Annotated in this window: 19 protein-coding genes; 12 read left to right on the top strand and 7 right to left on the bottom strand. The window is 64.4% G+C overall.

Translation table 11 applies throughout. The features are described from left to right. Positions 1–194 precede the first annotated feature (194 nt). Entirely contained in the window at positions 195–1,157 is a 963-nt protein-coding gene (locus tag HU230_RS03770) for an AraC family transcriptional regulator (protein WP_176532859.1), read from the bottom strand. Positions 1,158–1,371: 214 nt separating this feature from the next. Here HU230_RS03770 and HU230_RS03765 point away from each other — a divergent pair, with 214 nt between their 5' ends. Both HU230_RS03765 and HU230_RS03760 read left to right on the top strand, forming a co-directional pair. After that, the gene (locus HU230_RS03765; RefSeq protein WP_176535153.1) at positions 1,372–2,142 is read left to right on the top strand and encodes an alpha/beta fold hydrolase; all 771 of its coding nucleotides are present in this window, start codon (positions 1,372–1,374) and stop codon (positions 2,140–2,142) included. Positions 2,143–2,406: 264 nt separating this feature from the next. Then, positions 2,407–2,934, top strand: a complete 528-nt coding sequence (locus HU230_RS03760; protein WP_176532860.1) for a hypothetical protein — start codon at positions 2,407–2,409, stop codon at positions 2,932–2,934. Between the two features lie 59 nt (positions 2,935–2,993). On the opposite strand, the gene HU230_RS03755 is transcribed toward HU230_RS03760, so the two are convergent. Then, on the bottom strand, positions 2,994–3,668 hold the full coding sequence (locus HU230_RS03755; protein ID WP_176532861.1) for a cysteine hydrolase family protein: 675 nt from the start codon (positions 3,666–3,668) through the stop codon (positions 2,994–2,996). A 293-nt stretch (positions 3,669–3,961) separates the two neighbouring features. Between HU230_RS03755 and HU230_RS03750 the strand changes: the two genes are divergently transcribed. After that, complete coding sequence (locus HU230_RS03750) at positions 3,962–4,975, top strand: formamidase (RefSeq protein ID WP_176532862.1); 1,014 nt, start codon at positions 3,962–3,964, stop codon at positions 4,973–4,975. A gap of 243 nt (positions 4,976–5,218) precedes the next feature. On the opposite strand, the gene HU230_RS03745 is transcribed toward HU230_RS03750, so the two are convergent. After that, positions 5,219–6,292: a YeiH family protein gene (locus HU230_RS03745; RefSeq protein WP_176532863.1), complete on the bottom strand. Its 1,074-nt coding sequence runs from the start codon at positions 6,290–6,292 to the stop codon at positions 5,219–5,221. Between the two features lie 86 nt (positions 6,293–6,378). On the opposite strand from HU230_RS03745, the gene HU230_RS03740 reads away from it, so the two are divergent. Then, positions 6,379–7,350, top strand: coding sequence for a LysR family transcriptional regulator (locus HU230_RS03740; protein ID WP_176532864.1), 972 nt, complete (start codon positions 6,379–6,381; stop codon positions 7,348–7,350). Here the strand turns inward: HU230_RS03740 and HU230_RS03735 are convergent. Together HU230_RS03735 and HU230_RS03730 are read right to left on the bottom strand one after the other, a co-directional pair. Beyond that, a complete protein-coding gene (locus HU230_RS03735; protein WP_224942950.1) occupies positions 7,298–7,519 on the bottom strand; it encodes a hypothetical protein in 222 nt (73 codons plus the stop codon). The two genes, HU230_RS03740 and HU230_RS03735, sit on opposite strands and share 53 nt — an antisense overlap. Before the next feature lie 176 nt (positions 7,520–7,695). Next, positions 7,696–8,970, bottom strand: coding sequence for an allantoate amidohydrolase (locus tag HU230_RS03730; RefSeq protein ID WP_176532865.1), 1,275 nt, complete (start codon positions 8,968–8,970; stop codon positions 7,696–7,698). 371 nt (positions 8,971–9,341) lie between these two features. Between HU230_RS03730 and HU230_RS03725 the strand changes: the two genes are divergently transcribed. Genes HU230_RS03725 through HU230_RS03705 form a run of 5 tightly spaced genes read left to right on the top strand, consistent with a single transcriptional unit; the run spans position 9,342 to position 14,714 of the window. Then, positions 9,342–10,451 (top strand): BMP family ABC transporter substrate-binding protein, encoded by a 1,110-nt coding sequence (locus HU230_RS03725; RefSeq protein WP_176532866.1) that lies wholly within the window; start codon positions 9,342–9,344, stop codon positions 10,449–10,451. Further along, positions 10,448–11,557 (top strand): ABC transporter permease, encoded by a 1,110-nt coding sequence (locus tag HU230_RS03720; RefSeq protein ID WP_176532867.1) that lies wholly within the window; start codon positions 10,448–10,450, stop codon positions 11,555–11,557. Before HU230_RS03725 ends, HU230_RS03720 begins: the two co-directional genes overlap by 4 nt. Position 11,558: 1 nt before the next feature. Next, on the top strand, positions 11,559–12,485 hold the full coding sequence (locus tag HU230_RS03715) for an ABC transporter permease (protein WP_176532868.1): 927 nt from the start codon (positions 11,559–11,561) through the stop codon (positions 12,483–12,485). A 16-nt stretch (positions 12,486–12,501) separates the two neighbouring features. Continuing rightward, positions 12,502–13,185 carry a biuret amidohydrolase gene (gene biuH / locus HU230_RS03710; protein ID WP_176532869.1) on the top strand — a complete coding sequence of 228 codons (684 nt, stop codon included), beginning with the start codon at positions 12,502–12,504 and terminating at the stop codon, positions 13,183–13,185. Next, positions 13,182–14,714 (top strand): ABC transporter ATP-binding protein, encoded by a 1,533-nt coding sequence (locus tag HU230_RS03705; protein WP_176532870.1) that lies wholly within the window; start codon positions 13,182–13,184, stop codon positions 14,712–14,714. Before biuH ends, HU230_RS03705 begins: the two co-directional genes overlap by 4 nt. 29 nt (positions 14,715–14,743) lie before the next feature. On the opposite strand, the gene puuE is transcribed toward HU230_RS03705, so the two are convergent. After that, the gene (gene puuE / locus HU230_RS03700; protein ID WP_176532871.1) at positions 14,744–15,682 is read right to left on the bottom strand and encodes an allantoinase PuuE; all 939 of its coding nucleotides are present in this window, start codon (positions 15,680–15,682) and stop codon (positions 14,744–14,746) included. A 1-nt stretch (position 15,683) separates the two neighbouring features. Beyond that, entirely contained in the window at positions 15,684–16,097 is a 414-nt protein-coding gene (locus tag HU230_RS03695; RefSeq protein WP_092124838.1) for a DUF3830 family protein, read from the bottom strand. A 198-nt stretch (positions 16,098–16,295) separates the two neighbouring features. Here HU230_RS03695 and HU230_RS03690 point away from each other — a divergent pair, with 198 nt between their 5' ends. The 3 genes from HU230_RS03690 (at position 16,296) to HU230_RS03680 (ending at position 18,731) form a co-directional block, all read left to right on the top strand. Further along, positions 16,296–17,030, top strand: coding sequence for an SDR family NAD(P)-dependent oxidoreductase (locus tag HU230_RS03690; RefSeq protein WP_176532872.1), 735 nt, complete (start codon positions 16,296–16,298; stop codon positions 17,028–17,030). A gap of 313 nt (positions 17,031–17,343) precedes the next feature. Then, positions 17,344–18,345: a tryptophan--tRNA ligase gene (gene trpS, locus HU230_RS03685; RefSeq protein ID WP_176532873.1), complete on the top strand. Its 1,002-nt coding sequence runs from the start codon at positions 17,344–17,346 to the stop codon at positions 18,343–18,345. Positions 18,346–18,530: 185 nt separating this feature from the next. Further along, entirely contained in the window at positions 18,531–18,731 is a 201-nt protein-coding gene (locus tag HU230_RS03680) for a hypothetical protein (RefSeq protein ID WP_176532874.1), read from the top strand. Position 18,732 lies beyond the last annotated feature (1 nt).

Raw genomic sequence — 18,732 nt, 5'->3', positions numbered from 1 at the left:
ATGTTCGACGACGCAACTTGACGCCTCGGGCAACTCAGGGATATATTTCCAATATTCCGAAATTGTGCACCCCGTCGCGCACTGCATTTGCGGGCTTCGGCGCAGTGTGATGTCCGCTCATGCTCCAATAGCTCCCCAAAAGCGCACATCGCGGAAGGTCCGAGCCGGGCCATGAGCGGCCATCTGGGCCAAGGTCATTCGGCAATTTCGGCTTGCTGAGCGTCCCCTTGCCTTCCTCCGCCGTCAGATCGTCGAGCTGCTCGGTATCGGCCAGGCGATAGGCCGTGATGCCGGTGGAACAGCTTCGAAAATGCTGCCGCGGTCTCGTAACCGACCCGGCTCGCAATTCGAGCGATCGGCTCGTCGCTGGTTTCGAGCAGGAACGCCGCTTCTGCCATCCGGCGTTCGACGACATAACGATGCATGGATTGGCCGACGAGCTTGGTGAAACGGGCCGAAAAAGCCGAACGCCCGAGCCCCACGCGCTGGCCGAGCTCGCTCAGAGCCCAGGGCCGCTCCGGGTTTTCGTGGATCAGCTTGAGTGCGGGCCCGATGTGCGGGTCCGATATCGCCCCGAGCCACCCGCCTTCCCCGGGACCGAGAGACTTGATCCAGTTTCGTAAAACCTCGACAAAGAGCACTTCCGTCAGTCGTGAGAGCGCGACGCGTTGGCCGGGACGCTCCTGCGCGGACTCGCTGACCATGCGACGCAGGATCGCTTCAAGCCACTCACCGTCCGCCGTTGGCTTCAGCACGAGCACGGGCGGAAGTAGCTCCAGCACGCTGCCGAACAGCGGCCGTGAGACGGTGAAATTGCCGCAGATCATGGTCGAGAGCGGCTTTGCACGACTGCCGTGACGAACGACGCCAAGACGCGGCGACGATCGATCGATATCAACAATCTGCAAAGGCTTGGCCCGGCGATCCGAATAAAACACATGGGGCTCGCCGCGCGTAATCACGACAAAATCGCCCTCCGTCATCTGGATTTCCTGTCCCTGTCCGAGCGCAAGGGTCGCCGAGCCGCGGCTGAGATAGTGAAACATGGCGTAGGGGCGCGCCGGCAACTCCAGATTCCAGGGATGGCCGAGCTCGAAGTGAAAGAGCAGCGTCCCGCCGAGACGAACGCGATCGAGCACTTGGGCGAGTATATCCATGCCGCCGAGATTAGACCGGCGGACGATCCGACACAACATCTGGACGATTGATCTCTATCGTCCGAAGGGCCGGCGGAATAGGTCACGTCGCGGCGGGCCGTCGTCACGTACGGCAACCATTTCGCCGATGGCAGATGGAAGAACCGCGACCTTGCTGGAAACGCCTGTCATTCCTCCGGACCGTGTTCGTCCGATACGCCAACAGGAACAATCAATGCGAAATATCTTCCTCTCAGCCGCCACCGTACTTCTGGCCGGAACGACATTGGTCGGCTCCGTCCATTCCGCCGAGTTGCCCAAGGGAGCAGCCCACAACATCGTACTCGTGCACGGCGCTTTCGTGGACCAGACGAGCTGGCAGCCCGTTGCCGATATTCTCACGAAGAAAGGCTACAACGTCACGCTCGTCGAGAATCCACTCACCTCCCTTGCCGCTGACGTCGATGCCACCAAGCAGGCGCTCGCGAAGCAGGACGGCAAGACCGTCCTCGTCGGCCATTCCTGGGGTGGCGTGGTCATCACGCAGGCCGGTAACGATCCGAAGGTCTCGGCGCTCGTTTATGTCTCCGCTTTCGCGCCGGAGGTCGGTGAATCCCTGGCGTCGCTGGCGAAGGCCGGCCCGCCGACCGAAGGCGGCAATGCGATCCATCCCGATGCGAAGGGCAATTTGTACATCGATCCCAAGGTGTTTCCGTCAGCCGTCGCGGCCGACCTTCCTCCGGAAATCGCTGCGCACCTGGCCAACACGCAGCTTCCGTTGAACCACGTTGCGTTCGAAGCCCCCGTCGACATTGCAGCCTGGCATGACAAGCCGACGTTCTACGTCATCAGCACCAAGGACAAAGTCCTCGCGCCCGAGGCCCAGAAGTCGTTCGCAGCCAGGATGAAGGCTCAGACGACGGAAGTCGCTGGCAGTCATGCCTCGCTCGTCGTTCATGCCAAGGAAGTCGCCGCGGTGATTGAAAAGGCCACACTCGCGAAGTGACGTTATCGCTCCCGGCGCGTTCGCGCCGGGAGCGCGCACGCTCGCTCAAAGAATGCAGAACGCATCGGACCGCGAAGCGCAGACCAGTCAAAGCCGCGGAACGTCGCCCGAAATCTCGATGCGGAAATCACAGCCTTGCTACGCGAATGTGCAAGCCGAACTTCCTGATGAAGTCTTCACCGATGGAAGTCGCAACTCATACCGATCGCAGAACGCAACAGGCATCGTCATGACGCGAGCCAGACGTTGGAAGGGAAATTCTGCATGTACAAGACACTTCTTGTCACTATCGCTGCCTCAGCTCTTGCCACCGGGGCTGTCGCGTCTGCTCCCGCCGTCAGGAAAGAGCCGCTGGATGCTGCTACCCTCAACGCGATAAAATCGAAGTTCGGCAGGCTGATGGAATTGGCCAACAAACACGATTTCAAGGCTCTGCATGGGATGTTCTGGCAATCGCCCTCGACCCTGTTGGTGGCCAAGAGCGCGATCCAGTCCGAGGGGAACTGGTCCGGCTTTTGGGGCAATGAGGCAATTGATCAAAAGCTGCATGATATCGGTAGCTCCGGTCCGGTCGTGCTCGAGCCAGATTATTCGAAGCTCAAGGTTGTCGGCCTGACGCGCGACGTCGCCGAGTCCTACGTGCCGATGAACATCACGGTCTCTTATGCGGGGCAGGATGGAACAGCCAGGCCGTTTCTCATGATCGTCAATTGGCTTCGCGTCGGAAAGGACTGGAAGATCGCTTCCGAAATCATTCTGCCGGTGCCGCCCGCACCCGCCGCGAAGGGTTAGGCACTTCGATCCGGCCAGGGCTACGCGTTGATAAGTCCGCGTCCCAATCGCATCTTGCCCTAGCCAGCGAGCGCTTCCAGCACCGCGGCTGAATCGGTGACCCAACCGAAGATGCCGCCCTGGGCCTTGATCATCTTCAGGCCCATCTCGTGGAATTCGGGGAAGTAGGACGCGCAGCCGTCGGAGATCACGACGCAGCGATAGCCGCGATCATTGGCCTCGCGCACCGTGGTGTTGACGCAGACTTCGGTGGTGACACCGCACACCAGCAGGTTCTCGACGCCGTATTTCTGCAGGATGTCGCCGAATTCGGTGGCGTAGAACGCGCCCTTGCCGGGCTTGTCGATCACGATCTCGCTGTCGAGCGGATAGAGCTCGGGAATGATGTCGTGGCCGGCCTCGCCGCGGATCAGGATCCGTCCCATCGGCCCGGGATCGCCGATCCGCAATGACGGCGCACCGCGCTCGAGCTTCGCCGGCGGCGCGTCGGAGAGATCGGGCAGATGGCCCTCGCGGGTATGGACCACGAGCAGCCCGGCGTCGCGCGCCGCCGCGAGCACCGCGGCGATCGGCTGCACCGCGCGGGCCAGCCGGCTGACATCATTGCCGAGCGTCTCGCCGAAGCCGCCGGGCTCCATGAAATCGCGCTGCATGTCGATGATGACGAGCGCGGTCTTGCTCCAGTCGAGCGTGATCGGCTCCGGCTCCGCCGCGATTGTCCTCGTGTTCGCCATGACGCACGCCCCCAATGGGAGAAGACCCGCATTTGATTAAGCAAACCGCGTGCCATTGCGCAATGATGCGGCTGGCCCCCTGAACCGCTCGAAAGGTCGGGCATCTCAATCTGTTGGGACACGCTCGGCCGTTCTCCGCGCCATCTTCCCAGGTTCTCACCGGCACCTGATTTGCTGGTCGCTCGATCTTGCTGGCATGATCGTTGCTAGCTAAGGGCCGGACGGGAGCCCGACCGGATGGCGATCATCGTTCGCGAAATGACGGCCCATTTCAAACAGGCGGGAGGACAGGCATGAATGGACTTGGCGGTCTCAACAAGTCACCCAACGGCGTGGTAATCGGACTGGTGCAGCTGCAGCTGCCCGTCGTCGTGACCAGGGCCGATCTGGCGCGGCAGACCGAGCGCATCGTCTGGATGGTCGGCAAGGCGCGGCGCAATCTCGCCACCATGGATCTTGTGGTATTCCCCGAATATTCGCTGCACGGTCTCTCGATGGACACCAATCCGGAGATCATGTGCCGGCTCGACGGCCCCGAAGTCGCGGCCTTCAGGAAGGCCTGCATCGACAACAGGATCTGGGGCTGCTTCTCCATCATGGAGTTCAACCCGCACGGCAATCCCTACAATTCAGGGCTGATCATCGACGATCACGGCGAGATCAAGCTCTATTACCGCAAACTCCATCCCTGGATTCCGGTCGAGCCGTGGGAGCCGGGCGATGTCGGCATTCCCGTGATCGACGGACCGAAAGGTGCGAAGATCGCGCTGATCATCTGCCATGACGGCATGTTCCCCGAGATGGCGCGCGAATGTACCTACAAGGGCGCGGAGATCATGATCCGCACCGCAGGCTACACCGCGCCGATCCGCGACAGCTGGCGCTTCACCAACCAGGCCAACGCGTTCCAGAACCTGATGGTGACGGCCAATGTCTGCATGTGCGGCTCGGACGGGTCGTTCGACTCGATGGGCGAAGGCATGATCGTCAATTTCGACGGCAGCATCATCGCGCACGGGACCACGGGACGCGCCGACGAGATCATCACCGCCGAGGTGCGACCCGACCTCGTGCGCGAAGCGCGGATCAACTGGGGCGTCGAGAACAACATCTATCAGCTCTGGCACCGCGGCTATGTCGCGGTGAAGGGCGGCGCGATGGATTGTCCCTACACCTTCATGCAGGACATGGTGTCGGGCCGCTTCCGCCTGCCCTGGGAAGATCAGGTCAAGATCACCGACGGCACGTCCTGCGGCTTTCCCGCGCCGACACGGATGTTCGGCAAGACCGCGAAGGCCGCCGAGTAGCCGCTGAAGCGGTGTGAGTTTTGGTTGACTCGCTTTGCCGCGCATTCGGTTCACCTCTCCCCGCCGGGGAGAGGTCGGATTGCTCTCGGCGATGCGAAGCATCGTCCGGTGCAATCCGGGTGAGGGCTCTTGCTCTCTCGATAGACCGTAACCCCTCACCCGATTTGCTGCGCAAATCGACCTCTCCCAAAGGGAGAGCTGAACTTCCGACGCCGTTCGAGCTCAACCTGATCTCATCACGCTCTACTTGAAGAAATGCACGAGGCCAATGCTGAGGCCCAGCAGCAGCATCAGCGACAGCGTGACCGCCGCCGTCACCCGGCCGCCGACGGTCGAGAGCACGCGCACATCGACGCCGAGCCCAAGCGCTGCCATCGAGACGACGGTGAGGATCGCCGCCGTCTTCGTCACCGGCGCGATCGCAATGTCGGGCACGAGCTGGAACGAGCGCAGCGCGGCCAGCACCAGGAAGCCGATGATGAACCAGGGCACCAGCTTGAACGGGCTGATCGAGGTGGTCTTTGCAGCAACTTCCTTGGCGGTGCCGGCGGCCTTGCGCCGTCGCGCGACGAACAGCGAGAGGCCGACCACGATCGGGCCCAGCATCAGGACGCGCACCAGCTTCACCAGCGTGCCGATCTGGGTCGAGACGATGCCGGCGGGCACGGTCGCCGCCAGCACCTGCGGCACGGCATAGACCGTGAGGCCTGCGAGGATGCCATATTGCGTCGCCGTCAGCTTCAACAGCGGAATCAGCAGCGGCAGGCCGAGCACCATCAGCACGCCGAGAATGGCGGTGAACGAGATCGACGAGGCGATGTCGTCGCCATCGGCCTCGATCACGGGTGCCACCGCCGCGATCGCAGAATTGCCGCAGATCGAATTGCCGCAGGCGATCAGGATCGCGAGTTTGGTCTTGAGCCCGAGGATCCGGCTGAGACCATAGGTCACCGCCAGCATGATCACGACGGTGACGGCGATCGCGCCGATCAGGAGCCCGCCCGACGCCACGATGGCGGCGAAGCTGATGGACGCGCCGAGCAGCATCACCGCGACCTCGAGCAGTTGCTTGGCGCTGAAGGCAATGCCCGAGCGCCAGCGCTCCGAGGGCTCCCAGGCGGTGCGCACCGCCATCCCGAGCAGGATCGCGACGACCAGGGCCTCGATATAGGGATGGTCGAAAACCCGCTCCTCGATGGCCTGGACGCCGAGCGAGATGACCGTGACCACCCCGCAGAGCAGAATGCCCGGAATGAGCAGGAAAATGCGCTTCAGCGCGCCCTGCTTCTGCCCCTGATCTTGTTCTTGTTGCGGCACGACATCCTCTTTTCGGAGAAGATTTTATGCGCCAGGGCGCCCCGCTTGGCTAATATCTTTTCGGACTGCCCCGATAGAGAGAAGTTATGTCCCTCAACCTGCATCTGCTCCGCCTGTTCGCGGCCGTGGCGAGAACCGGAAGTTTCTCGCGCGCCGCCGACCTCCTGCACATCAGCCAGCCCGCGATCTCCAAGGGCGTGCGGGATTTCGAGCTGCAGGTCGGCTGCCGGCTGCTCGACCGCACGCCGAAGGGGGTGCGGCCGACCCGGGAGGGCGCGGCGCTGGCCCGCCATGCCGAGACACTGTTCGCGGCCGAGCGCGCCGCCGAGGACGAGTTGCAGGCATTGCGCAACCTCGACAGCGGCTCGCTGCGCATCGGCGCCAGCACGACGATCGCGACCTATATGATCCCGGAATATCTCGGCGTGTTTCACCGCGCCTTTCCCGGTATCGACCTGCATGTGGTGAGCGCCAACACCTCTGATATCGCGGCGCTGATGCTGGGGCACGAGATCGAAATCGCCCTGGTCGAGGGGCCGGTCGAGGACGAGAATTTGGTCAGCGAAGCCTGGCGTACCGACGTGATGGTCCTGATCGCGGCTCCGGATCATCGCTTCGCAGCCGCCGCGGGAGCGATCGACGTCCGCCTGCTCAACGACGAAATCCTGATCGTGCGCGAGCCCGGCTCAGGCACGCGCGAGGTGGTCGCGCAGGCGCTGGCCGCCCATCGCGTCGAACCGCAGCGGACGCTCGAGATCGGCAGCACCGAGGCGATCAAGCAGGCGGTGGCCGCCGGTGTCGGCGTCGCCATCGTATCGGTCGCGACGATCGACGATCAGGTGAAACTCGGAAAACTCAAGGTGATCCCGATCAAGGGCGTCCATATCGAGCGCACGCTGTGGCAATTGAAATCGCCCGGCCGGCTGGACGTGCCGGCGGTGGTCGCGTTCGAGGGGATCATTCGGGAGACAAAGGGCGCGAAGACGGCGCCGCGTGCGGCGTCCGCTAAAGCGCGGCGAACAGACCCTGCGCCCACGCCACGGCATGCTCGAAGCTGAACACGCCGGGCTCGAAATAGACCGCCCGCGCCAGCACGATGCCGACCACCAGCACCCAGAACACGCTGGTGCCCGCGGTCTTCAGCCATTTCGACACACCTTCGCTCGCGGCGGAAGAATCGACCGCGGGAACCGGCTCGCCGAAGGGATCGAATGCGGATTGGCTCATCGTCTTGACCATCAGGAATGCCCGTAGAATGTCGCGATGGCAGGGGCGGAAGCAAGGGTAGTCGAATGCCTTTTGTGACAGCAGATTGGAAAGGCCTTTCCTCTGACCCTGCTGGAGTAGAGTTTCCTTCTCCAAGACCCGAAATAGGCCATCAGGCGCCGGGGATTCACGACTTCTCAAACCGTTTGCGGCCGGAAATTCTCGATGAATCCCAGCAGCACCCGTGCGCCGGTGTCGGCGTCGGCGAGCTCGACATGCTCGGCTGGATTGTGGCTAATTCCGCCGCGGCAGCGCACGAAGATCATGCCGATATCGGCGACGTCGACCATCGCCATCCCGTCATGCCCGGCGCCGCTCGGCAGCTCGAACACGGCATGACCCTCAGCGGCGACCGCCGCCGCGATCTGCGTTTTCAGCCACGGCGCGCAGGGCACGCTGCGGTTCTCGTGAGTGACGTCGATCTGCAACGCGAGTTCGCGGCGCTTTGCGATGGCCTCGATCTGACGCACGATGTCGGCGACGGCGCGCTTGCGATGCATGTCGCTCTGCGAGCGGATGTCCATCGTGAAGGACACCTTGCCTGGGATCACGTTGGTGGCGCCGGGCATGGCGCTGATATAGCCGACGGTGCCGACCAGGCCGGCTTCATCGCTGTTGCAGAATTGCTCGATCGCAACGATGCATTCGGCAGCGCCGGTCAGCGCATCGCGCCGCAGCTTCATCGGCACCGTGCCGGCATGGCCGGCAACGCCGGTGAGATTGGCGGCAAGCCGGGTCGCGCCTGAAATCGCGGTGACGACGCCGACCGGCAGCGCCTTCTGTTCCAGCACGGGGCCCTGCTCGATGTGCAGCTCGACATAGCCGAGCAGCTCGCGGCGGGCGCGCGCCGCCTTGCCGATATGATCGGGATCGAGCCCGAAGGCGATCAGCGCATCACGCATCGACGTGCCGGCGCGGTCGCGCGTGTTGAGCACGCTCTCGTCGAACGAGCCGGCCACCGCGCGGCTGCCAAGCAGGGTCGACGCAAAGCGCACGCCCTCCTCGTCCGCGAAGCCCACGATCTCGATCGCGAACGGCAACCGCTTGCCGCGCCGGTTCAGATCGGCGACGCAGGCGATCGCGGTGATGACGCCGAGCGGGCCGTCCCATCTGCCGGCGTCGCGCACGGTGTCGTAATGCGAGCCAAGCATCAGGGCCGGCAGGCCCGGCCGCTCGCCCTCGTAGCGGCCGCAGACATTGCCGATCGCATCGAGATGCGCGCTCATGCCGGCCTCGCGCATCCAGGACAGGATGAGATCGGCCGCCCTGCGATGCTCGTCGGTGAGGAAGACGCGCGCCAGATGCTCCGGCGTCTCCGAGATCGCCGCGAGCTGATCGATCCGCGCCACGATCTCATCGCCAAGGGAGGATGGATTCGAGGACGATTTCGCGGACGGTTTCTTCTCGCTCATGCTGTTTCCCATCAGTCCAACCCGGCACCCGAGCCCGCTTCACTCGTAGCAGGCCCGGTCCGATTGACCAGCCGGCAAATGGCGCCCTGACGCCGCCCCCGGCGCGGATCGCATCGGCCGTCCAGGAGTTAGCGACTGCTTAACGGCATTGCATACAATGGCGATTGATCGCTCATTAAATAGGCAATCCGGACTCTGCCGATTCCGGAGGCCGCCCATGTTGATTGTTATTCACATTGATATTCAGCTACTTATGGAACCATGACCGCTAAACGTGCTCTGGCACGAAGCTTGCGACACTCCGTCACGCGCCGCCGTTACGGCGGCTGCGACAAGGACAGGCGGGTCGGCCCCGCCGGAGGGAGCAGGCGATGGATTTTGGCAGGATTTCAAGAAGGCATTTATTGCAGGGAAGCGCGGCATTGGCGCTCGGCAGCACGCTCGGCGTTCGCGGCGCGGCGGCAGCGGAAACCACGGTCGGCTTCATCTATGTCGGGTCGCGCGACGACTATGGCTACAACCAGGCCCACGCACAGGGCGCGGCGGCGCTGAAGAAGCTTCCCGGCATCAAGGTGGTCGAGGAAGAGAAGGTGCCGGAGACCGACGCGGTCGAGAAGACCATCGAGTCCATGATTAATCTCGACGGCGCCACGCTGCTGTTTCCGACCTCGTTCGGCTACTACAACCCGCACGTCGTCAAGATGGCGGGCAAGTTTCCGAAGATGCATTTCGAGCATTGCGGCGGCTTGTGGACCGACAAGGACCCGAAGAACGCCGGCAGCTATTTCGGCTACATCGACGAGGCGCAATACATCTCCGGCATCGTCGCCGGCTATTCGACCAAGAGCGGCAAGCTCGGCTTCGTCGCGGCCAAGCCGATCCCGCAGGTGCTGCGCAACATCAACGCGTTCACGCTCGGCGCCCGGCTCGCCAATCCGAAGGCGACGACGCAGGTGATCTTCACCGGCGACTGGTCGATGCCGGTCAAGGAAGCCGAGGCCACCAACAGCCTGATCGACCAGGGCGTCGATGTGCTGACCTGCCATGTCGACGGACCGAAGACGATGGTCGAGAACGCCGCGCGCCGCGGCGCGATGGTGTGCGGCTATCACGTCAACCAGTCGCCGCTGGCGCCGAAGGCCTATCTCACCGGCGCCGAGTGGAACTGGGAAGCGCTCTATCCGAAGTTCGTCAAGATGATCACCGCGGGCGAAGCGATCCCGAACTTCTACCGCGGCGGCCTGAAGGAAGAGATCGTCAAGGTCTCGCCCTATGGCGAGATGGTCTCGGCGGAGGCGCGCAAGCATGCCGACGACGTCAAGGCCAAGTTCATGTCCGGCGAGTACGCGATCTTCAAGGGCCCGCTCGTGGACAACAAGGGCAAGACGGTGATCGCTTCCGGCACCGACCGCGGCCAGCAGGATCCCGAACTCGAGAAGATGGACTATCTCGTCGAGGGCGTGATCGGAGCCACCGCGTGACGACCGAGGCGGCGGAATCGGTGGAGGCGGCCGGCGTTGCTCCGGCCGCCGATCCCGGCTTCCTCCAGCGCTACGGCGCGAGCATCGAATACATCCTGATCCCGGGCGCGGCGCTGGTCGGCGCGCTCGCGGTGTTCGGCGGGTTCATCGCGCTCTACGGCAAGAACCCGCTCGATCTCTATTTCTACATGTACTACGGCGCATTCGGCACCTGGTTCTCCTGGCAGAACACGCTGACCCGCGCCGCACCGCTGATCCTGACCGCGCTGTGCACGGCGCTGCCGGCGCAGCTCGGCATGGTGATCATCGGAGGTGAAGGCGCGCTGTTGATCGGCGCGTTGTCGGCAACGTCAGCGGCGCTGGCGTTGCAGGGTGCGGCGCCGACCGTCGTGCAGGTCGCGATGGTGATCGCGGGCATGATCGGCGGCGGTCTCTGGATCACGCTGTCCGGCGGACTGCGGCAGTATCGCGGGGTCAACGAGACGATCTCGAGCCTGCTGCTGGTCTATATCGCGCTTGCCGTCCTCAACCATCTGGTCGAAGGGCCGATGCGCGATCCGGCGAGCCTCAACAAGCCGTCGACGCGCGAGATCGGCGCCGCCAACATGATCGGCAGCATTCCCGGCACCGACGTGCATTGGGGCCTGGTGTTCGGCCTCGTGGCAGCCGTTGCCGCCTACATCCTGATCTATCACACCACCTTCGGCTTCGCCGCGCGCGTCGCCGGCGGCAACATCCGCGCCGCCAAGATCGTGGGGCTTTCCGTCGGCAAGCTGATCCTGACCGTCTGCTTCCTCGCCGGCAGCAGCGCCGGGCTTGCCGGCATGATCGAGGTCGCGGCCGTGCAGGGCCGCACCAATGCCAACCTCGCCGCGGGCTACGGCTTCACCGGCATCCTCGTCGCGTTCCTGGCGCGGCAGAATCCACTCGCGATCATTCCGGTCGCAATCCTGCTCGGCGGCATCTCCGCCTCCGGCGGCCTGTTGCAGCGCCGGCTCGGCCTGCCCGATGCGTCCGTGCTGGTGCTGCAAGGCATCATCTTCGTGTTCGTGCTGGCAAGCGACGCGCTCTACGGACGGATCGGCTTCCTGAAGGGAAAGTCCTGACATGGCGGATGCTTCGCTCGGGCTCTGGACCGTCCCGCTCGCCGTGTTCGGCGGCGCCATCCGCGTCTCGACGCCGTTCCTGTTCGTCAGCCTCGGCGAATGCATCACCGAACGAAGCGGCCGCATCAATCTCGGCCTCGAAGGCACGCTGGTGATGGGCGCGATGAGCGCCTACGGCATCTCCTATTTCTCGGGCTCGCCATGGTTAGGGGTGCTCGCGGCCGGGATCACCGGCGCCTTGTTCGGCGCGCTGCATGCCGGCATCTGCTCGCTGCCGCGGGTCAACGACATCGCGGTCGGCATCGCGCTGATGCTGCTCGGCACCGGCCTTGCCTTCTTCCTCGGCAAGCCGCTGATCGAGCCGACAGCGGCAAGGCTGCCGGCGATCGATTTCGGCTGGTGGAGCGACGTGCCGCAGGTGCGCGCGGCGCTACGCATCAACGTGCTGTTCCTGATCGGTGTCGCCATTGCGCCGCTGCTCTATTGGGCGTTCAGGACCACGCGCTGGGGCCTGTTGATCCGCACCGCCGGCGAAAGCGCGGACGCGGCGCGCGCGATGGGCCATTCCGTGCTGCTGATCCGGCTGCGCGCCACCATGGTCGGCGGCTTCCTCGCCGGCATCGGCGGCTCATTCCTGTCGCTGTTCTATCCCGGCAGCTGGAACGAGGGCCTCTCCTCCGGACAGGGCATCACGGCCGTGGCACTGGTGATCTTCGCGCGCTGGGACCCGATGCTGTGCCTGTGGGCCTCGCTCGCCTTCGGTGGCGCCGCCGCGCTCGGGCCGGCGCTGCAATCGGTCGGCGTCACCTCCGGCTATCATTTGTTCAACGCCGCGCCCTACATCCTGACGCTTGCGATCATGATCATCACCTGCTCGCCGAAGCGCACGCTGACCGGCGCGCCCGCCGAATTGTCCATTACCCGATAGACCGCGAGATCATTCCATGTCCGAGCGCTTCATCAAGTCCGAGCCCTACGCCTGGCCCTATAATGGCGACCTACGGCCAGAGAATACCGCGCTGATCATCATCGACATGCAGACCGATTTCTGCGGCGTCGGCGGCTACGTCGACAAGATGGGCTACGATCTCTCGCTGACCCGCGCGCCGATCGAGCCGATCAAGAAGCTGCTCGCGGTGATGCGCGCGCAGGGTTTCCACATCATCCACACCCGCGAAGGCCACCGCCCCGATCTGGCCGACCTGCCCGCCAACAAGCGCTGGCGCTCGCGCCAGATCGGCGCCGGCATCGGCGACCCCGGTCCTTGCGGCCGCATCCTGGTGCGCGGCGAACCCGGATGGGAGATCATCCCCGATCTCGCGCCGCTGCCGGGCGAGCCTGTTATCGACAAGCCCGGCAAAGGCTCGTTCTGCGCCACCGATCTCGAACTGATGCTGCGGCTGCGCGGCATCGAGAACATCGTGCTGACCGGTATCACCACCGACGTCTGCGTCCACACCACGATGCGCGAGGCCAATGACCGCGGCTTCGAATGCGTACTCGTCGAGGATTGCTGCGGCGCGACCGACAGAAGCAACCACGATCACGCACTTAAGATGATCAAGATGCAGGGCGGCGTGTTCGGCGCGGTGACGAAATCCGCCGACCTGATCGGAGCGCTGTCGTGATCATCGGCGAACCGCCCGCACCGTCAGGCGCATTCGGCATCGACGCCATCGCCATGACCATGCGGTTCGGCGACTTCACAGCGCTCGACAATGTCGAGCTCAAGGTGCGTCCCGGCTCGTTTCATGCGCTGCTCGGCGAGAACGGCGCAGGCAAGAGCACGCTCGTGAAATGCATCATGGGCTACTATCACGCGACCGAAGGCGACATCCTCGTCGGCGGCCGCCAGCAGGCCATCGCTAACCCCAAGGACGCGCATGCGCTCGGGCTCGGCATGGTCTACCAGCATTTCACGCTGGTGCCGGCGATGACGGTTGCCGAGAACCTGGTGCTGGCGCGCGACGACGTGCCCGCCGTGGTCGACTGGCGCAAGGAGAAGAAGGAGCTCGAGGCGTTCCTGGCACGGATGCCGTTCAAGGTGCCGCTCGACGCAAAGGTCTCCGACATCTCCGCCGGCGAGCGGCAGAAGTGCGAGATCCTCAAGCAGCTCTATCTGAAGCGCCGCTTCCTGATCCTGGACGAGCCAACCTCGGTGCTGACGCCGGGCGAGGCCGACGAGGTGCTCGGCATGCTGCGCGCGATGGTGGTCGCGGGCGAACTCACCATCCTGATGATCACCCACAAGTTCCGCGAGGTGATGGCGTTCGCCGATGACGTCACGATCCTGCGCCGCGGCAAGCTCGCCGGCACCGGCCGGGTCGCCGATCTCACGCCCGACGAGATGGCCCGCACCATGATCGGCGCCGAGCAGCTGACGGTGCAGCCGCCGCGCACCGGCGAGACCGGCGCACCGCGGCTCGAGCTCGACCGGCTCACCGCGCTCGATGACGCCGGTGCGATTGCGGTGCACGGCGTATCGCTGACGGTGAAGAGCGGCGAGATCGTCGGCATCGCCGGCGTCTCCGGCAACGGCCAGCGCCAGCTGGTCGAGGTCTTGGCCGGCCAGCGCGAAGCCGACGGCGGCGTGATCCGGGTCCAGGGCGAGGCCTATGCGGCAAGCCGCGAGGAGATGCGCCGCCACAAGATGTCGCTGTTGCCGGAAGAGCCGCTGAAGAACGCCTGCGTCGGCGGCATGAGCGTCGCCGACAACATCGCATTCCGCGAGTTCGACCGCGCCCCGTTCGCGCGCGGCGGCTGGTGGCTGAACCGCGCGGCCTTCCGCGACGACGCGGAGCGCAAGATCAACCGCTACAAGATCAAGACCCGCACGCCGGAGACGCCGATCGCGGCGCTGTCGGGCGGCAACGTGCAGCGCGCGGTGCTGGCGCGCGAGCTCTCGGGCGACGTCGAGGTGCTGATCGCCGCCAATCCATGCTTCGGGCTCGACTTCGCAGCCGTGGCGCAGATCCACGCCGAGATCATGGCCGCCCGCAACCGCGGCGCCGCGGTGCTGCTGGTCAGCGAGGACCTCGACGAGCTGCTGGAATTGTCGGACCGACTGGTCGTGATGTTCCACGGCGCGTTCGTGCACGAGGCCCGTGCCAGCGAAGCTGACCTCACCGAGATCGGCCGCCACATGGCCGGGCACTGACGCGCTAAGGCACGATGAGAGTGGTTTGACTACCCGATCTCGAACGCCTGCTCGGCGAGATGCTTCAAATTTGCGTGCCAATGCTCGGCGATCGCGAGCCGGGTCGGCACCCAGACGTGCTCGTGCTTCTGGATGTAATCGAGGAACCGCATCAGCGCGGCGGCGCGGCCGGGACGGCCGACGACGCGGCAATGCAGGCCGACCGACATCATCTTGGGTCGTGTCGCGCCCTCGGCATAGAGCACGTCAAAACTGTCCTTCAGATAAGTGTAGAACTCGTCGCCGCCGCCAAAACCCTGCGCGTTGATGAAGCGCATGTCGTTAGCGTCGAGCGTGTAGGGGATCACAAGATGCGGCTCGGTTCCGGCTGCCTTGATCCAGTACGGCAGATCGTCGGCATAGGAATCGCAGAGATAGCGCAGGCCGCCCGCCTCCATCAAAAGCCGCAGCGTGTTGATCGAGGAGCGGCCGGTGTACCAGCCGAGCGGCCGCGCGCCGGTCGCCTCGGTATGCACGGCAAAAGCGCGGGCGATCTCCGCGCGCTCCTCGTCCTCCGACATGTCCTTGTGCTCGACCCAGCGCAGGCTGTGGCTTGCGATATCCCAGCCCGCCTCCTGCATCGCCGCAACCACATCCGGATTGCGCTTCAGCGCCATCGCGACGCCGAACACCGTGGCCGGCAACTTTCGCTCGGTGAACATCCGCCATAGCCGCCAGAACCCGGCACGCGAGCCATATTCGAACATGGTTTCGATATTGGCGTGACGCTGGCCGACCCAGGGCTGCGCGCCCAGCACGTCGGACAGAAACGCTTCCGAGGCACGATCGCCGTGCAGGATGTTGTTCTCGCCACCCTCCTCGAAATTGACCACGAACTGCACAGCGACACGCGCAGCGTCGGGCCATTTCGGATCCGGCGGGTTGCGGCCGTAGCCGCGGAGATCGCGCGGATAGCGGGCCCCGGTCACATCAGATTTCCTCGAAGCGGATCTGCTGCGCGCCCTTCCACAACACGGTCTTGCCGAAGGCGGTGAGGTTCTCCAGCCCCGAGGTCAGCGTGATGAAATGGTTGCCGGCGAGCTGGCCCATCTTGCTGGCGAAATGCACGCCGCCATAGGCGAGCAGGATCTCGGTTTCGCTGATGCCGCCGGGATAGAGGATGATCTGGCCCGGCGCTGGATAGCTGGTGTGGTTCTCGTAGGAGACACCGAAATCGAGATCGCCGAGCGGCATCCAGACGCCCTCGCCGCTCCAGCGCACGTGGATCGCCTGGCTCTCGAACGGCATCGCCTTGCGGAAGGCGGCGACCGTCTTCGGCGCGAGCTGCTCCTCGAAACGGGCGTCAAAGGTGAACTCGCCGGCGCGGACAATCAGTTTGCTCATCGAACTCTCGTGGGTGGGCTGGACGGAACGATGTCCAACCATTGCCGCCGGCCCGCGCCGGACGCAAGGCCGATTCCAGCTCCAGATGCCGGTTTTTTGCCGCAATGGCGCCCGCCGCAACGCAGATTTGAGCAGGGTTGCGTTGCACCCCGGCCCCCGCTTTGCGAACCTCTCTGCACTCGCAAAGGAGGACGGCCGATGACGACAAACAGTCTGCACGGACATGTGGCGCTGGTGACCGGCGGATCGCGCGGCATTGGCGCGGCCATCGTCAAGATGCTGGCGGAAGCCGGCGCCGCCGTCGCCATCAATTATCGCGAACGCTCGGCCGAGGCGGAGACGCTGGCGAAGGGTATCACCGCCGCCGGCGGCCGCGCCGTCGCTATCGCCGCCGATGTCTCGGAAGCAGCCGCCGTCGCCGGACTGGTCGAGCGCGCCAAATCCGAGCTCGGCCCGATCGACATCCTCGTCAACAATGCGGGGATCGCGATCGTCAGGGGTATCGACGACCTCACCGAAGAGGATTTCGACCGCACCATCACGGTCAACCTCAAATCGGCATTTCTCTGCACGCAAGCGGTGCTGCCGATGATGCGCACCCGAAAATGGGGCCGCATCGTCAACATCTCCTCCGGCGCTGCGCGCGGCGCCGGCGCGATCGGGCCGCACTACAACGCATCGAAGGCGGCGATGGAGGGCCTGACCCGAGGCTATGCCGCGCGCCTCGTCAAGGAGGGCATCACGGTCAACGCGGTCGCGCCGTCGCTGATCGAGACCGACATGATGAAGGGACAGAGCGGCCTCGTCAGCCGGATCCCGATCGGCCGCTTCGGCACCGCCGAGGAGGTCGCGCAGGCGGTGATGCTGCTGGTCAACAATCCCTACATGACCGGACAGACGATTGCGATGAGCGGCGGCATGGCGTTCAACTAGAGCGTTTTCGAGCGAAGTGGGTACCGGTTCGCGTAAAGAAAACGCGTCAAGACAAAAATCTAGAGCCCCGTCCCGATTTCAATCGGAACGGAAAGGGCTCTAGCGTCGTCGATGCCTTGACCGCGTCGCGGGTTTGCCCTACCGCTTGCGGCATGAACCGATCGAACCTCATCGCCAATTTCTGGTGGCTCGCCGACTGACAGGCGGGCCCAACGCGTTCATGCATTTTCGGGGCCGCCGCATTGGGCGGCCTTTTTGTTTGGCTTCATCCAGCCCGCATGCGGTGTCCCCATTCAACCGAATGGAGATACAGATGACCAAACCGATCATCCTCACCGGCGACCGCACCACCGGTCCGCTGCATCTCGGCCATTACGCCGGTTCGCTCCGAAGCCGCCTGGCGTTTCAGGACAGCCATGAGCAGTTCCTGCTGCTGGCCGACATGCAGGCGCTGACCGACAATGCGCACGACATCGGCAAGGTCCGCAGCAGCGTCATCGAGGTCGCGCTGGACTTTCTTGCGGTCGGGATCGATCCCGGCCGAACCTCGATCTGCCTGCAATCGCAACTCCCGGCGTTGGCGGAACTGTCGATGCTCTATCTCAATCTCGTCACCGTCGCGCGGCTGGAACGCAATCCCACCATCAAGGACGAGATCCGCGCGCGCGGTTTCGGACGCGACATCCCGGCGGGCTTCCTGTGCTACCCGGTGGCGCAGGCCGCCGATATCACCGCGTTTCGCGCCACAATCGTGCCGGTCGGCGAGGATCAGGCACCCTTAATCGAGCAGACCAACGAGATCGTCCGGCGGGTCAACGCGCTCGCGGGCCGTGCGCTGCTGCCGGAAGCCGAAGCTATCATCCCGCGCGCAGGACGGCTCCCCGGCGTCGATGGACGCGCGAAGATGAGCAAGTCCGCGGGCAATGCGATTCCGCTTTCGGCTTCACCCGATGACATCTCGGCCGCGGTGCGCGCGATGTTCACCGATCCCGATCATCTGCGTGTCGCCGACCCCGGCAAGGTCGAGGGCAATGTCGTCTTCACCTATCTCGACGCGTTCGACGACGATCACGACGCCGTCGCGGAACTGAAGGCGCGCTATCGGCGCGGCGGTCTCGGCGATACGACCGTCAAGCGGCGGCTGGAGGATATCCTGCAAGCCCTGATCGCACCGATCCGGACACGGCGCGCTGAGCTGGCCAACGATCGCGACCACGTCACCGACGTAATCAGGCGCGGAACTCTGAAAGCGCGGGAGATTACGGAGCACACCAGGCGCGACGTCATGGAGGGGCTTGGCTTGTTCCAGCTCTGAACGCGCCGTCATCAAAGCGTGGCAGGAACTGTGCTTGACTATGACAGTTGTCCGCTAGAGCCTTTTCCGCTCCGATTGAATCGGAGCGGGGCTCCTAGACTCTTGTCTTGACGCGTTTTCTTCACGCGAAGCGGTATCCACTTCGCTCGAAAACGCTCTAGGCGAAACCGGATTTGGAGCCTGTCGTGATCGATCCGAAAACGCTTCTCGAACGCGCGGCACAACTGGCCGATCAGGCCAAGGGCGAGGAAGATGCCGGCATCCGCGAGCGGCTGCTGCGCATGGCCGAGCACTACCGCGATCTGGCCGCACATGAGACCTGGGCGCATGAAAACCCGCCATCGGTGGGCGCGATCACCAGCGCGCTCAGCTCCCGCGCGCATTGAT

This window comes from Bradyrhizobium quebecense (genome assembly GCF_013373795.3).
Lineage (GTDB): Bacteria > Pseudomonadota > Alphaproteobacteria > Rhizobiales > Xanthobacteraceae > Bradyrhizobium > Bradyrhizobium quebecense.
Note: the sequence above shows the minus strand (reverse complement) of the source record. Positions and strands in the feature narration are given on the sequence as shown.